The sequence below is a fragment of the Streptomyces sp. NPDC057474 genome, from assembly GCF_042802555.1.
In the GTDB taxonomy this organism is placed as follows: domain Bacteria; phylum Actinomycetota; class Actinomycetes; order Streptomycetales; family Streptomycetaceae; genus Streptomyces.
Genome location: NZ_JBHVDX010000031.1, coordinates 1 through 13326, shown reverse-complemented (window position 1 = coordinate 13326; position 13326 = coordinate 1). Strand labels below are relative to the sequence as shown.

The 13326-nt window shown below is 66.3% G+C and carries 11 protein-coding genes; 6 read left to right on the top strand and 5 right to left on the bottom strand.

The annotated features are described in order from the left end of the window. Positions 1 to 22: 22 nt before the first annotated feature. Complete coding sequence (locus tag ACFU53_RS11905) at positions 23 to 1231, bottom strand: acyl-CoA dehydrogenase family protein (protein WP_383989505.1); 1209 nt, start codon at positions 1229 to 1231, stop codon at positions 23 to 25. Positions 1232 to 1235: 4 nt separating this feature from the next. Next, complete coding sequence (locus ACFU53_RS11900; RefSeq protein ID WP_383989502.1) at positions 1236 to 2063, bottom strand: SDR family NAD(P)-dependent oxidoreductase; 828 nt, start codon at positions 2061 to 2063, stop codon at positions 1236 to 1238. 261 nt (positions 2064 to 2324) lie between these two features. Here ACFU53_RS11900 and ACFU53_RS11895 point away from each other — a divergent pair, with 261 nt between their 5' ends. The 3 genes from ACFU53_RS11895 to ACFU53_RS11885 all read left to right on the top strand — a co-directional run bounded on the left by ACFU53_RS11895 (position 2325) and on the right by ACFU53_RS11885 (position 4754). Next, the gene (locus ACFU53_RS11895) at positions 2325 to 3029 is read left to right on the top strand and encodes a class I SAM-dependent methyltransferase (RefSeq protein ID WP_383989499.1); all 705 of its coding nucleotides are present in this window, start codon (positions 2325 to 2327) and stop codon (positions 3027 to 3029) included. Beyond that, on the top strand, positions 3026 to 3400 hold the full coding sequence (locus ACFU53_RS11890) for a VOC family protein (RefSeq protein ID WP_383989496.1): 375 nt from the start codon (positions 3026 to 3028) through the stop codon (positions 3398 to 3400). The genes ACFU53_RS11895 and ACFU53_RS11890 overlap by 4 nt, the downstream gene beginning before the upstream one ends. Positions 3401 to 3728: 328 nt before the next feature. After that, complete coding sequence (locus tag ACFU53_RS11885) at positions 3729 to 4754, top strand: ParB/RepB/Spo0J family partition protein (RefSeq protein WP_383989493.1); 1026 nt, start codon at positions 3729 to 3731, stop codon at positions 4752 to 4754. A 96-nt stretch (positions 4755 to 4850) separates the two neighbouring features. Here ACFU53_RS11885 and ACFU53_RS11880 read toward each other — a convergent pair whose 3' ends face one another. From ACFU53_RS11880 to ACFU53_RS11870, 3 genes are all read right to left on the bottom strand, one after another. Next, positions 4851 to 6233: an FAD-binding oxidoreductase gene (locus ACFU53_RS11880; RefSeq protein ID WP_383989490.1), complete on the bottom strand. Its 1383-nt coding sequence runs from the start codon at positions 6231 to 6233 to the stop codon at positions 4851 to 4853. Between the two features lie 154 nt (positions 6234 to 6387). Next, positions 6388 to 8019, bottom strand: coding sequence for a DHA2 family efflux MFS transporter permease subunit (locus tag ACFU53_RS11875; protein WP_383989487.1), 1632 nt, complete (start codon positions 8017 to 8019; stop codon positions 6388 to 6390). A gap of 142 nt (positions 8020 to 8161) precedes the next feature. Continuing rightward, entirely contained in the window at positions 8162 to 9079 is a 918-nt protein-coding gene (locus ACFU53_RS11870) for a LysR family transcriptional regulator (protein WP_383989484.1), read from the bottom strand. 267 nt (positions 9080 to 9346) lie between these two features. Between ACFU53_RS11870 and ACFU53_RS11865 the strand changes: the two genes are divergently transcribed. The 3 genes from ACFU53_RS11865 (at position 9347) to ACFU53_RS11855 (ending at position 12992) form a co-directional block, all read left to right on the top strand. Then, entirely contained in the window at positions 9347 to 9712 is a 366-nt protein-coding gene (locus ACFU53_RS11865; RefSeq protein ID WP_383989482.1) for a YybH family protein, read from the top strand. A 794-nt stretch (positions 9713 to 10506) separates the two neighbouring features. Further along, positions 10507 to 11634: a tyrosine-type recombinase/integrase gene (locus ACFU53_RS11860; protein WP_383989480.1), complete on the top strand. Its 1128-nt coding sequence runs from the start codon at positions 10507 to 10509 to the stop codon at positions 11632 to 11634. Positions 11635 to 11771: 137 nt separating this feature from the next. Continuing rightward, positions 11772 to 12992, top strand: coding sequence for a hypothetical protein (locus ACFU53_RS11855; RefSeq protein WP_383989477.1), 1221 nt, complete (start codon positions 11772 to 11774; stop codon positions 12990 to 12992). The last annotated feature ends 334 nt before the right edge of the window (positions 12993 to 13326 follow it).

Sequence of the window (13326 nt, the reverse complement as noted above, 5' to 3'; positions counted from 1 at the left end):
GCGTTCGGCGAGAGCTACCTGCTCACACGAGGAGACTGATGTCGCGCGGGTTCTGGCCGACCAGTGCGCGGCCGTAGACCTGCTGCGGAATTCCCATGCCGAACCCCGCGTGCCTGCTGCCGACATTGACGTCGCGCCAGATCCGCTGGAGCGGGTTCGACTCCGCGAACGCGGACGAACCGTACGCGGTGAGGAGCAGGTCCAGCGCTTCGCGGCAGAGCTGGGTGACGTGGGTGGACTCCATGCGCGAGCGGGCCCTGGCGACCAGGTCCGGGTTCACACTCGCTGCGGCGCAGTGGTCGATACGGTCCGTGATGGACACGCCCAGCAACCTGGCGGTCTCGATCTTGGCGGCGGCCTCGGCGAGGTCCACCTGGAACATCGGTGACGCGGCCTGGTTCGCATAGGTCGAGCCGGCGACGGGACGGTGCGATGCCTGCTCCCGCACGTAGCGGAACGCCGCGTCCGCACCGCCGATGACGGACCCGATGAGTCCGATGGAGAACACCCCGGTGAGACTGTTCCGATACGGGTTGCCCGGGTCGACGACGCCGTCCGTCTCGCCGTGCAGAACCGGCAGGTACGGCAGGAGACGGTGCCGGGGGACGAAGACGCGGTCGGCGACCACGGTGTTGCTGCCGGTCCCGCGCATGCCCGCGAAGTGCCAGCTGTCCTCGACGGTGAGCTCCTCCATGGGCATGAGAGCGAAGTGCACCAGGGGTTTGCCCGGGCCGTCACTGATGAGAACCAGCCCGCCCATCCACTCGGCATGCAGGCAGCCGGAGGCGTAGGGCCACCGGCCGGTGACCACGACCCCGTCGGCGGCCGGTTCGATGTCTGTCACTGGCCTGCCCAGCACCAGGGCAGTTCTGGCGTCGGGATTGTCCTTCCACACATCGTTCTGGGCCTGTTCGGGAAACAACGACACCACGAAGTTTCCGGCGTTAACGACCCCGGTGATCCATCCCGAGGAACAGCAGCCGCGGCCGATCTCGATCGCGACTTCCAGCACAGTGCGTGCGTCCGCCTGGTACCCGCCCAGCCGCCGGGGCGTCATGAGCCGCATGAGGCCGGCCCCGGTGAGGGCCGCGATGGTCTTCTCGGGCAACCGGCGCTGCCTGTCCGCTTCGTCGGCGGCCTCCCACAACTGGTCCCGCAGGGCCGCCGCGCGTCCGACCAGTTCGGCGCGGTCCGGGACCGAGGGCGTCGTGGCGTCTTCGTAGTCTGCCAACGCACTAATTCCTTTCGGATCGGTTTCCCTGGGCGGCACGTGCCAATGAGTCCCACTGCTCCCAGGTGCGGATGCGGTCCGCGTACACCGCACGTACGGTTTCCAGTGCCGATGCGCCAAAAAAGGCACGCAATGGAGGATCCGGCATGTCGACGATTTCGAGTAACGAACCCACCGTGGCTTCCGGATCGCCCGGCAGAGAACCGGCTGACGGCGCCTCGGCCCATTCGGCGTATGCCGGGCCAGGAACGGCCCACACGGCAGAGCTCCCCCGCCAGTCGGTGCGATAAGGGCCAGGCTCCAATAGAGTGACGCGAATTCCGAAACGTGCTACTTCCTGTGCCAGCGAGTCCGACAGCCCTTCAATCGCCCACTTCGACGCATGGTAAAGGCCGAGCATCGGCCAGGACGCGACACCCGCGATGCTGGACATCTGCAGGATGCGGCCGCCTCCTTGCTTCCGCATGATCGGCAACACTGCCTGTGTTGTCCAGAGAGTTCCGAAGAGGTTGGTGTCGAGTTGGGCACGTGCTTGCTCTTCTGTCACGTCTTCGACCGGGCCGAACAGGCCGTATCCGGCGTTGTTCACCAAAATGTCGAGCCTTTTGAACCGCTTCTCGGCGGTGGCCACGGCCTCCCGGACAGCCGCACGGTCGGACACGTCCAGTTGCAGTGGCAGGACGTTGTCTCCGTACCTACTGACGAGTTCGGCGATGTCATCAAGTTTTCGGGCCGAGGCGGCGACGCTGTCGCCGCGTTTCAGCGCCGCCTCGGCCCATACTCTGCCGAATCCACGCGACGTACCGGTGATGAACCAGACCTTGCCGGCCAATGACTTCCCCCCTGTCTCGCACGCAATATGCATTCCACCCCGCATCGATCAGAACAGGGGCTGTATCTATTCACCAGGAAGCCCGACCGTCTGTCCACACTCACATCACAGTAGTTGCCTGGGTGTCTGACTGGGGAACTTCCCCAGTCAGACACCCAGGACCGGTGGGCTCTTCCATTCTGCCTATCGGACGCGATACTTGAGGAAGTTGCGGTACAAGCTCAGCTAGTTCACCGATGACGCATCGAGAGGGCCACGCGCGTGAGTAGCTATGACTTCACACAGGCCGATTTCAATGCCGTGTACGAGGGCGGAGAATTACTGCCCGGAGCAGCAATCCGAAGCGTTCCCTGGGATATAGGTGAAGTCCAGCCGGCTGTGGTCGAGATGGAGCGCGCGGGACGCTTCCGGGGAGCGGTCCTCGACGTCGGTTGCGGCCCTGGTGACAACGCCGCCTTCCTGGCCGGTCGCGGTCACCGAGTAACGGCGGTCGACGCCGCATCGGCGGCCATCGAGATGGCGAAGGAACGCACGAAGGGCTTCGATATCGAGTTCGCCGTGGTGGACGCGACGGCTCTGGACGGCTTCGAAGGGTGCTTCGACAGCGTGCTGGACAGCGCCTTGTACCACACACTGGACCCGGTGGGGCGCCACAGCTACCTCGCCGCGCTGCACCGCGCCACCCGGCCGCGGGCGAGACTGAGCATGCTGTGTTTCGCCGACGTTCCCCGGGGGATGCCGGCACCGCTCTCCGTGTCCGAGTCCGACCTGCGCTCCGCGTTAGCCGCAGCGCACTGGAACGTCACACACTTCTCTCTCGGCACGTTCCGTGGGGTCGCCACCTCGATGGAGAAGTTCTTCGAGAAGTCAGGCACGCATCCCGAGCTAGACGAGAAGGGCCGCACCCGCCTGCCCGTCTGGCTTGTCCACGCCGACCGTCTGGACGCGGAGGCCGCCGCGTCATGAGCCTGCGTGCGTTCCCTCTCGTCCACACCGCACAAGTGGCGGCGCTCACGGAGTTCTACGAGCGGCTCGGCTTCGTCCGGCGCCTCCAGCACCCCGAGGACGGACCGAGCTTCGTTGCGCTGCAACGGGGCATGGCGGAGATCGCGATCTCCTCGGAGCCGGCGCTGTCCGAGGGCGGCGCTGCGAGCGGTCCCGGACAGTGGCGCATGTGTGTCTTCGTCGACGCGGTCGACGCGATGGTGGATCGTCTCTCGGCTGCCGGAGTGCAAGTGCTCCAGGAACCTGCCGACATGCCGTGGGGCGAACGGCTGGCCGTGGTTGCCGATCCGGACGGCAACCATGTCGCCGTTGTATCCATGCCCAGGAACTGAACGTTCTCACTACGAGCCCTCCGGTGCTGCGCAGCTACCGCCTCCCGCGGACCGCGCGCCGGAGGGCTTTGTGCGCCGCGACTGCCCCCCGCCACGCGGAAGGTCCCGCTCCAGTGCTGGCTGTCGGCTTTTCCGCTTACCCCACAAAGTGCAGCGGGGGGCGAACGGGAGATGGGTACATAAATGCCGGAGGACGTCAAGACGGCAGTGGCCTAGATGCACCCTTGCTACTTACACGCTCCTTTGTTGAAATGCTGTTCATGTGAAACGGGAAGCACCCTAACGCTAGCGTCAGTAGGTACAGGCAAACAGCGGTAAGGAGCAGTAAGTGCCCCCCCACGGAAGTCAAGCCGCCCACACTGTGACTTCACTCTCAGCTGCAGCCGATGCGTCTGGATCCGAAGCCGCGCCGCTCCGCCAGAATGGAATCGCCAATCTGGTTCACCGTGTTCCGATCGAATCGCTCGATGCAGGCGATTCGCCTCGTTCGGGCGGTGTTGATCACGAGCACGTCAAAGTCTTAGCTGAGAATCTTGGAGAATTACCTCCAATACTCGTGCATCGCCCCACCATGAGGATCATCGACGGCGTCCATCGCCTCAACGCGCGCAGGCTGGGCAGCTGCACGACCGTTGACGTCGTGTACTTCGACGGATCAGAAGAGGAAGCGTTCCTCCTCTCCGTGGAATCCAACATACGACACGGTCTTCCGCTGTCCCTGCAGGATCGCAAGAAGGCCGCTCTGCGAATTCTCTTCCTTTTCCCTGAATGGTCCAACCGTGCCATCGCAGCCAGAGTCGGGCTGGATCACAAAACTGTTGGATCGCTTCGCCGGCGCCAGGGAGATCCGGCCGTTCAGCCGAACATCAGGGTTGGTCTTGACGGAAAGGTCCGTCCGCTCAATGCAACCGAGGGGCGGCTGCGGGCACAGGAAGCCATCGCGCAGAATCCGGAGGCTTCACTGCGTGATATTGCGGGATCCGCCGGTATCTCTGTGGAGACTGCACGGGATGTGCGCAGGCGCATGGAGCTGGGAAATATAGAAACTGCCTGCGAGAATGGTGGCGGTAAGTCAAGAACCTCGGTCGCCACACGAGGCATATCCGCTCGGCAGACGGAAATCATCACTACCCTGGAATCCCTCAAGAAGGACCCTGCCGTCCGATACAGCGACGACGGGCGGGCGCTCGTGCGCTGGTTGGAGTCCCGGCTCATCCACCAGGAAGACACGGACCGGGTGATGCGGATCCCCGCGCATCAAGCGGAGAAGGTCGCCGCCGTGGCGCGGGCGGTCGCCGCCCGGTGGAGTGAGATCGCCGCACGGCTGGAGAGCCACCCGTCCTCAAGCGCGTGAGCTGAGCACTGTCATCACCGGGGCTGACCGTCGCCGGTCTGCCCCGGTGATCGCAGCGGTGCTGCCCGCGCTACTGGCGGGGAGCTGCGGGGCTGTTCAGACTGCCGGTTCGATGTTCTGGTTGCGGCGGAAGACGTTGCTCGGGTCGTAGTGCGCCTTCAGAGCGGACAGCCTGGCCAGAACGGCTTCCTCGTACAGCTCGGACCGGAAGTCGTCGGCGGCCCGCATGCCGTACACGAAGTTCAGTGCCCGGCCGATCGTCCACGGCTCGACAGCCTTGTCGATCCGGTCGTGCGCGGCCCGCACCTCCCCCAGCCCGACGGCGTCGTCCGGCCCGGACAGCACCCGCAAGATGTACTGCGCGTTGCGGAAGGAGACAGCGTTCGCCACCGCGGGCGGACGCGACAGTGCACCGCCGAGATGGCGAAGGTCGACGACGCACGGCACCTGCGCCTCCGCTCCGGCCAGTTCCCGGACTGCTTCCAGAATCTGCGCGTTGAGCTCGCTCAGCAGCACGCTGTTGCCGTCGTAGTAGTGGGCGAAGTTCGGCTCACGGTAGATCGAGCCCGCTTCGCTGTAGGGCAGCTCGCCGAGGTGCTCCAGGAGGGTCGGGGCGACATCCAGCCACGGTCGTACGAGCTCCGGGCCCCGCTTCAGGTCGGTGGTGGCGAAGCGGACGTGCACCACGTGCCTGCCGCGGAGTGGCTCCGGGAACACCGGGATCGGCGGGTAGCCGATCATGCCCACGGAGGAGGTCATCGCCTCCGGTACCTGTGACGTCCACTCCTGGAAGAAGTCGAGGATTTTTTCGGCGTGTTCGGAGCCGAAGAAGATGCCCCCACCGTAGATGCGCTCGACAGGATGGAGGGCGATCTCCAGGCTGGTCACCACGCCGAAGTTGTCTCGTCCGCCGCGCAGGGCCCAGAACAGGTCGGACTCGCTGTCAGCCGTTACACGGCGCAGTTCACCGTCGGCAGTGACCACGTCGATGGCCCGCACATGGTCGGCGGCGTATCCGATCTCACGCGCCAGCAGCCCGAGACCGCCAGCCAACGTGTAGCCGGCCACGCCCACGTGGCCCGCAGAACCACTGGGCGGGACCAGCCCGTGCGGCTCGGCCGCCGCGACCACCTGCTCCCAGCGGGCTCCGGCCTGGATCCTCGCTGACCGACTCTCGGGGTCCACCGTCACGTCGTGCATCCGCTTGGTGGAGATCAATACGCCGCCCTCGTCAAGTACCGTGACCCCGTGGCCGGTGGACTGGACGGCGACCGCCATGCCGTGGGTCACGGCGAAGCGGACGGCTGCCCGCACGTCTTCGGCCGTTTCTGCACCGACAACCACCGCGGGCTGATGACGATATCCGGCCTGGAAGCCGCTGAGCTCCTCCTCAAAGCCTTCCTGGTCCGGGAGAAGGACGGGGCCCCTCACCCGTTCCGCCAGCTCGGAGACCTGGTCCCGCATGTCGTCAGTCGCCATCAGTAGAGTCCTCACGGTTATTGCCAAGCCAGTCCACCATTACGCGCAACTGGCTTTCGCCTACGTACTTCATCCTCGGTACCACAGGGGTAAAGGTCCAAGATCTGGTTTTTATCGCCGGCAGAAGCGGCAGTTATGGGCCGGTTGCGGCCGGTCAGCGGGTACGGCGCGGCTGACTGTCAGCCGCCTCCTCCGCAGCGCTGTCGGGACCGGATACCGGGTGAGGCTTCTGCTCCTCCCGTTTGCGAGGGGCCATCATCAGGCAGGCGGCCGACCCCATCACAAGGACCGCGACCAGGAGCAGCAACGTCGTGCCGGCGGCCTCCGCCATGGCCTGGTGGAAGGTGCGTGTAGCCAGGTCGGCGAGTTCGCCTTCCATCGTCGGCGGGGCAGCGCCCGTGCCTTCGGTCAAGGAGCCCGCCCGGTTCATCTCGTCGACGAACTCCTGTCGTGGCTCGGGAGGCAGACCGGCCGCCGCATCCGCGGCCGAGGACTGCAGCGACGCCGACAGCTGTGCCTGGAGCAATACACTCGTCGCCGCACTGCCGATGACACAGCCGACCTGGCGAACGGAGTTGTAGGTGCCGGACGCGGCGCCCAGCAACTCGAACGGCATGCCTCTCATGGCGACATTGGCCATCGGCGCGAAGGCCGACCCGCTTCCCGTGCCGCACACGAACAGGGCTGCGGCGAGCAGCCACGGACTCGTTTCCGGGTCCGACACGGCCGCAACCATCCCGATGCCGACAGCGAATACCATGAACCCGCTCAGCACCACCCACTTGCCGCTGATCCGGTCGGAGAGCGTTCCTGTGAGCGGACCGGCGACTCCACCAGCCACCGCCATCGGCACCAGCAGAAAGCCGGCCTCCTGCGATGACAGGCCCAGCACCGACTGCAGAATCAGGGTGAGCGGCAGGTACAGGCCGGTCAAGGCGAAACCGATCGAGGCGGCCGCTACGGCGGCGGCGCTGAAGTTGCGCTGCCGGAACAATGCGAGGGGCATCAGCGGCTCGTGCGTGTTGTACCGCTGCCAACCGACGAATGCGACCAGCAGCACCGTGCCGAGCGCGATGACACCGACAACGGTGACGGGCCCGGCCACCGTGCCCCAGTCGTAGTACTGCCCGTTCTGCAAGCCGAACACAAGCGCGAACAGCCCCAGGCCGGAAAGCACAGTTCCCAGGACATCGAAGCGTCGATTGTTCCGCGGCTGACCGCCCGGCACCAGCCAGACCGTCATACACAGGCCGAGCACCCCGATCGGCACGTTGACCAGGAAGATCCATTCCCAGCCGGCCGTGTCGACGAGAACTCCGCCCAACAGCGGGCCAACGACGGTAGCCACACCGGCGACAGCCCCCCACACGCCCAGTGCCGCACCGCGCCGGTTCTCGGGGAACAGCGTGCTGATAAACGCCATGGACTGCGGCGCCATCACCGCGGCGCCGACACCCTGCACGGCGCGGGCCACGATGAGCATCTCCACACTGCCCGACATTCCGCACCACAGAGACGCTGCGGTGAAGAGCGCCATACCGGCCAGGAACACGGGTTTACGGCCCAGCCGGTCGCCGAGCCTGCCGGCGACCAGGAGCGGCACGGCGTAGGTGAGCAGATAGACGCTGTTCACCCAGGTGATCTGGTTCAGATCTGCATTCAGGTCGGTCAGCATGCCGGGAATCGCGATGCTCACGATGGTGGTGTCCATCATGATCAAGAAGAACCCGACACACAGCGCCGACAGCGCGGCCCATGGGTTCACCTGTTTGCTGGAGGACGTCATCTCCCTGTCCATCAGCACTTGCCCCAGCCCTTTCGTCAGCGCCGGACCTCGTCGTATACCGGGCCCGGACTCTGAGACTCACCCTGGAGCCGGCCGGGTCAAAAGTCCAAGAGCAGGGCGTTCTTGGCTCCAGAAGCGCGGCTTATGCCAGTTGCTCGGCCGGGCTCGAGGCGTCGGGCGTGGGCAGGACGGCCCTGGCATGTTCGACGAACACACGAGCCGCGGGGCTGACCGGGCCGTCCGACCGCCACGCGAGCGCCATGCGGCCGCGGAACCAAGGAGACGTGACGGTGATGGCATGGAGTTCTTCGGAGCGAAGAGTGGCGAGCGATTCAGGGATGATGGCCGGGCCAAGTCCGCGAATCGCGAGCTCCGCGAGCACGTTGGGGTCGCTGGCTTCGAAGGCGACGCGTGGCTCGAAGCCGGCGTCGGCGCAGGCATGGTCGAGGCAGGCGCGCATGCCGGTGCCTCTGGGAAGACTGATCAGCGACTGTTCCCGCAACTTGTCGACGGCGATGGTGGTGTGGTCGGCGAGCGGGTTGCTGGGGTTCACGGCGACGACGAGTGATTCATCGGCGATGACGTGGAGATCGACCCCTGGAGGCGTGGTGGTCGTCAAGGCGACGACCGCCGTGTCGAGTGCGCCGTTGCGGAGGTCGTCCAGCAGTCGGTCGGTGTTCTCTTCGGTCAGGGTGATCTCCACGGCTGGATGGTCCTTGTGGAAGTCCGCGAGCAACTCGGGCAGGTCGAGCGATGAGCAGGAGCGCACCATCCCCACGGAGACACGGCCCCGCATCAGCCCGGTGAAGTCGTCGACCACCAGCCGCATTCCGGCGACACCGTCAAGTGCCCTGCGAGCGTAAGACAGGACCGCCTCGCCCACCTCGGTGAGACGCACCGTACGGCCGGAACGGTCGAGCAACTGCTGTCCGAGCTCCTGTTCCAGGCGCCGGATCTGCGCGCTCACCCCGGGCTGGGCCACGTACAACCGCGCGGCGGCCTTGGTGAAACTCGCCTCTTCAGTCACGGCGACGAAGTATTCAAGTTGGCGTAATTCCATAACAGTTGATGCTAGCAAGGGGTCTTGCCATAAGAGGGGCCCACTCGCTGGGTGCTCTGCCCGGACATCCGACGGGACAAGTCAGTCGATCACGCGGGAGGGCACGCCCCTTCGCGTATGTCCTCCCGAGCCGATCCACAGGTGCTGAGCGTTGCGCCACCGCTCCAGCACCGTCGCTTCTACTTCCCAGAACATCTTCTTATTGGACTTATCGTCCCTGTCTGATCACGGTAGAAGGCGTTAGAGACCGGAGGTCTGGAGGAACCTGTGTCGGAGTACGAGAGGGCCCTGCGGCCTGAAGACATCACCCGCTTGTTTGTGGAGCGATCCAATGCCGGAGATGCGGCAGGGGTCGCCGCGCTCTACGAGGAGAACGCAGTGCTGGCCTACCCTCCTGGTGAACAGACAGTGGGTCGGGAGGCCATTCGGGCGCTGTGGGAAAAGGTGCTGGCCAGCAACCCGCGCTTTGAGCCGGAACAACCGTTACCGACGCTGATCAGCGGCGACATCGCCCTTACCTCCACGCCGCCGAGGGACGGAGCCGGAGCTCGGGCCCAGGTGGCCCGGCGCCAGCCTGACGGGAGCTGGCTGCGCCTTCTTGACCAGCCCGAGTTCACCCTTCCCGGGGATTGAACCAGCAGTTCCCTCAGCCTTCGGCAAGGTACTTCACGCCATCCCGGTGGATTGGGCGCGACTCGGTAATGGTCGACGCTGAGTCGTGTGCTGCGAGTTAGATCTTGATGACGGTGGCGTGTCCACCACACGCGCGCTGATGCCCGCAGGATCGGAGGTGGGAACGTGAAGGGTCCGGGAGCGGTCAGCGCTGTGGCGTCGACGACGTACTCGTGGCCGTGCAGTCCGCCGTTGCCGGGGTTGATCCAGGGGTGGACGGTGATCGCCCAAAGGACGTCGTGCGGGCAAGGCGAGCCAGGCTGTGACAGTACGGTCGCGCAGCACTCTTGGCCAGTCCCTTGCTGTTCGGGACCAGCGTGCCGCAGGGGGATGGCGGAGAGCGGGTCACGTGGCGTCCGCCTGCCCTGTGCCCTGCCCGGTCTGTTCGCGGGGGCCTGGCGGCGGTCGCCCAGGGCCTGGATCCCCTCTCCACCTGACGCGGACAGGCCGACTCCCGGCGGGCGCCATCACCGTCTGGGGCTGATGCGTTCACCTGAGTCAGAGAGGTGGTGGGCGTCATGAGGAGTTCGGTATTTCAGACGCACGGCGTTCCCGGAAGGCGACGCGGAGGAAAAACCGTGATTGCCGTGCGGCCTGGCAGAGACCGGTCTTCCGGGAGCGCGACAGACGTCAGAGCACTGGTCGACGAACTCGGTGCCGCCCTGATCCGTGGCGTTCGGCAAGGCGCTGGCGATGGCTTGACTTCTGCGGGGACAGGCCACGGTCCCGCCTCCATCACCTGGTACGCCTTCGCCTTGGAATATCTGGATATGCGTTGGCTGCAGGTCGCGGCGAAGACGCGCAACGAGACCAATGACGCGCTGTGCGCGATCACGCTGGCGATGCTCCGGGATGTGCGAGGCCGCCCGAGTGACGAGCTGCTGCGGCAGGCGTTTCGAAACTGGGCGTTCGTTGTTCCCCGCCCGGAGCAGCACACGGCGCCTACCGACGTGCGGCTTGCCCTGCGCTGGGCGCAAAGGGCGTCACGCCCGCTGACCGACCTGATGGATCCGGCCGTGATGCGGGCAGTGCTGCAGGCCCTGCGCCTGAAGCAGGACGGTAGGGTCGCGGCTGCCGAGACGCAGCGGCACAAGCGCATGACCCTCGTGAACGCCGTCGGGTACGCGATCGAGCAGGGCAGGCTCCGAGGCGATCCGATGACCAACGTCAACTGGCGGATCGCCAAGACCGTCCAGCAGGTCGACCCGCGGGTGGTCGCCAATCCTGTCCAGGCCCGCTCCCTGCTCTCGGCTGTTTCCTATGTCGGAAGCTACCGACGGGCCCGTGGACGGCGGCTGGTGGGGCTGTTCGCCGGCATGTACTACGCCGGGCTGCGGCCCGAGGAGGCGGTCGCGGTGACCCTGCCGGACTGCGTACTGCCAGCAGAGGGCTGGGGCAAGGTGATTCTGCACATCACTCGGCCGCAAGCGGGCAAGAAGTGGACCGACACGGGCAACCTCCATGATGAGCGCGGGCTGAAAAGCCGCCCGCCCGGAGACACCCGGCCAGTGCCGCTGCCGCCCGAACTGGTGGCGCTGTGGCGAGATTCCCTCGACACTTTCGGCACCGCTGACGACGGCCGCCTGTTCTTCAACGAGCACGGCGGCGTCGTCGGATCATCCACCTACGACGGTGCCTGGCACGAGGCCCGTGAACTCGCCCTCCCGCCGGATCTGGGCAGCTCGCCACTCGTGGCCCGCCCCTACGACCTGCGCCACTCGGCCTTGTCCACCTGGCTGAACGCGGGCGTCGATCCCACCGAGGTTGCCGAGCGTGCCGGCAACAGTGTCGAGGTCCTCCTGACCCGCTACGCCAAGTGCCTCTACGGGCGGGCCGCCATCGCCAACCAGCGCATCGAAAGGCTTCTGCGTGAATACGACTGAGCAGACCCTTGTCCGCTGTGGCAGGACGCACCCCCGGCAACGGTCATTCGTCGCAGCGGGGTACCGTGCCGTTCCGCAGTCGGGGTGGCCTCCGCTGCGGGCCCGTGGGCAGCGGTCGTTGGATTAATGTCGAGGCCATGACCGTTCCGGAGACCGACATGCTGTCCGTCGCGCTCGGCCGCTGCATCAGCGCGGGCACGCCACTCGGCCCATTCCAGGGCGCCAGATTCTCGGGCTTGACGACGGCTTCGGACACGGGGCTCATTCACGCGGTGGAGGACTGCCCCTACCTGCGCAAGGCGTCCTCGGTGCGAGCCATCGGCTTCAGCCTTGATGCTTCCGCGTTGGAGCGGCTCTGCACGAACTGGAGCTGTCGCTGGGCGGTGCCCGACGACGGACGCTGGCCGGTCTTCCTCGACGCCCTTGATGCTCTGTCGCGGCTGTGGCCCAAGGAAGAGGAGGAAGACACCCTTCCGAGCGAGGTGGACGTCGCCGCCGCGGCAGGTCTGCTGTCGCTGGGGGAGTTCCCGGAGGACGAGGCCAATGCTGATGCCTGGGAGCGCCACGCGGAGGCCAGGGCGTGCAGAGACGACCTGCTGGCCTTGTGGCAGAACACGCGGCATCGATTGATCACGGCCGGCGACGGCCTAGCAGCGTGCCCCTGGCTGCGCCCCCGGGCCGAGGCCCGGATGACGGACTGGGCCGAGCGCGCCGAGGAGCAGCGGCGGCTGCTCAGCAGGTTCTTCGGTCCTCGGACACTCGCCGACGGCGCGGCGGTCGCCTCCCTCGCCGCACCCGTGCTGACTGCTGACACCGACTTCGGGGTCTTCGGCTCCGACGCCCCTCAGGTCTTGCGGCGGATCTGGCGGGCGTGGCGGGCCGGAGCCCGGGGAGACGCCAAGCCACTTGCCGAGGCCGCGATGGCGGCCGATCAAGAGCTGCACGAAGCCCTGGGGCGCCGTCGCAAGGGGCGCGACGAGGCGGAGGAATCGTTGGCCCGGCTGACCACGGCCTGGGCCGAACAGGCCCGCCTCGCGACGGCCGAGCGGTCAGCGGGGCGCCCGTGGCGGCTGATCGCAGTGCGGATCCCGCCCCAGCACAGGTCCCCGCATGGCGGGGGCGTGCACGATCCGCTGACCTCGTGGGAGGTGGCGGTCGTCGCGGTGTACCAGGTGGCCGTGGACTGGTACCGGGGAACCGCCGCCCTGTGGGTTCCCCAAGGCATCGGCGAACAACTCCTGGCAGCGGAGGGCACGATGAAGGCCGTCGACCTGCTCCAAGACGCCGAGGACTGGGCCGCGCCGGCTCCCGCTCTTCTGGCGACCTGGGAGCCGGAAACGCGCGCCGCCGTAGCCTGAGGACGACCTGTCCTGAGTCCTCGTGCCGCTCGGCAAAAGACACACGGCCGTCCCCCATGTTTGCTCACATGGTCCGACTTTCCAGTAAGGCGCAGGTCACAGGGGGTACACCCAACGACCGAGCGATCTGTCGCGGATTTTCGTCCCGCGCATGTCCCATACATGTTCCGTCACTCCGCTCGTGGGACGGCTGATACATGTTCCCCCCGCCCTGGTCGTCACAAAATCCCTGGTCAACGTGCTTGAAGACAGCCAGCTGCGCACAATTGCTCACGGTCAGGTAGGCCGTTGCAGTTTTGGCATGCACAGAAAAGGCCCTGACCAGCGTTTCCGC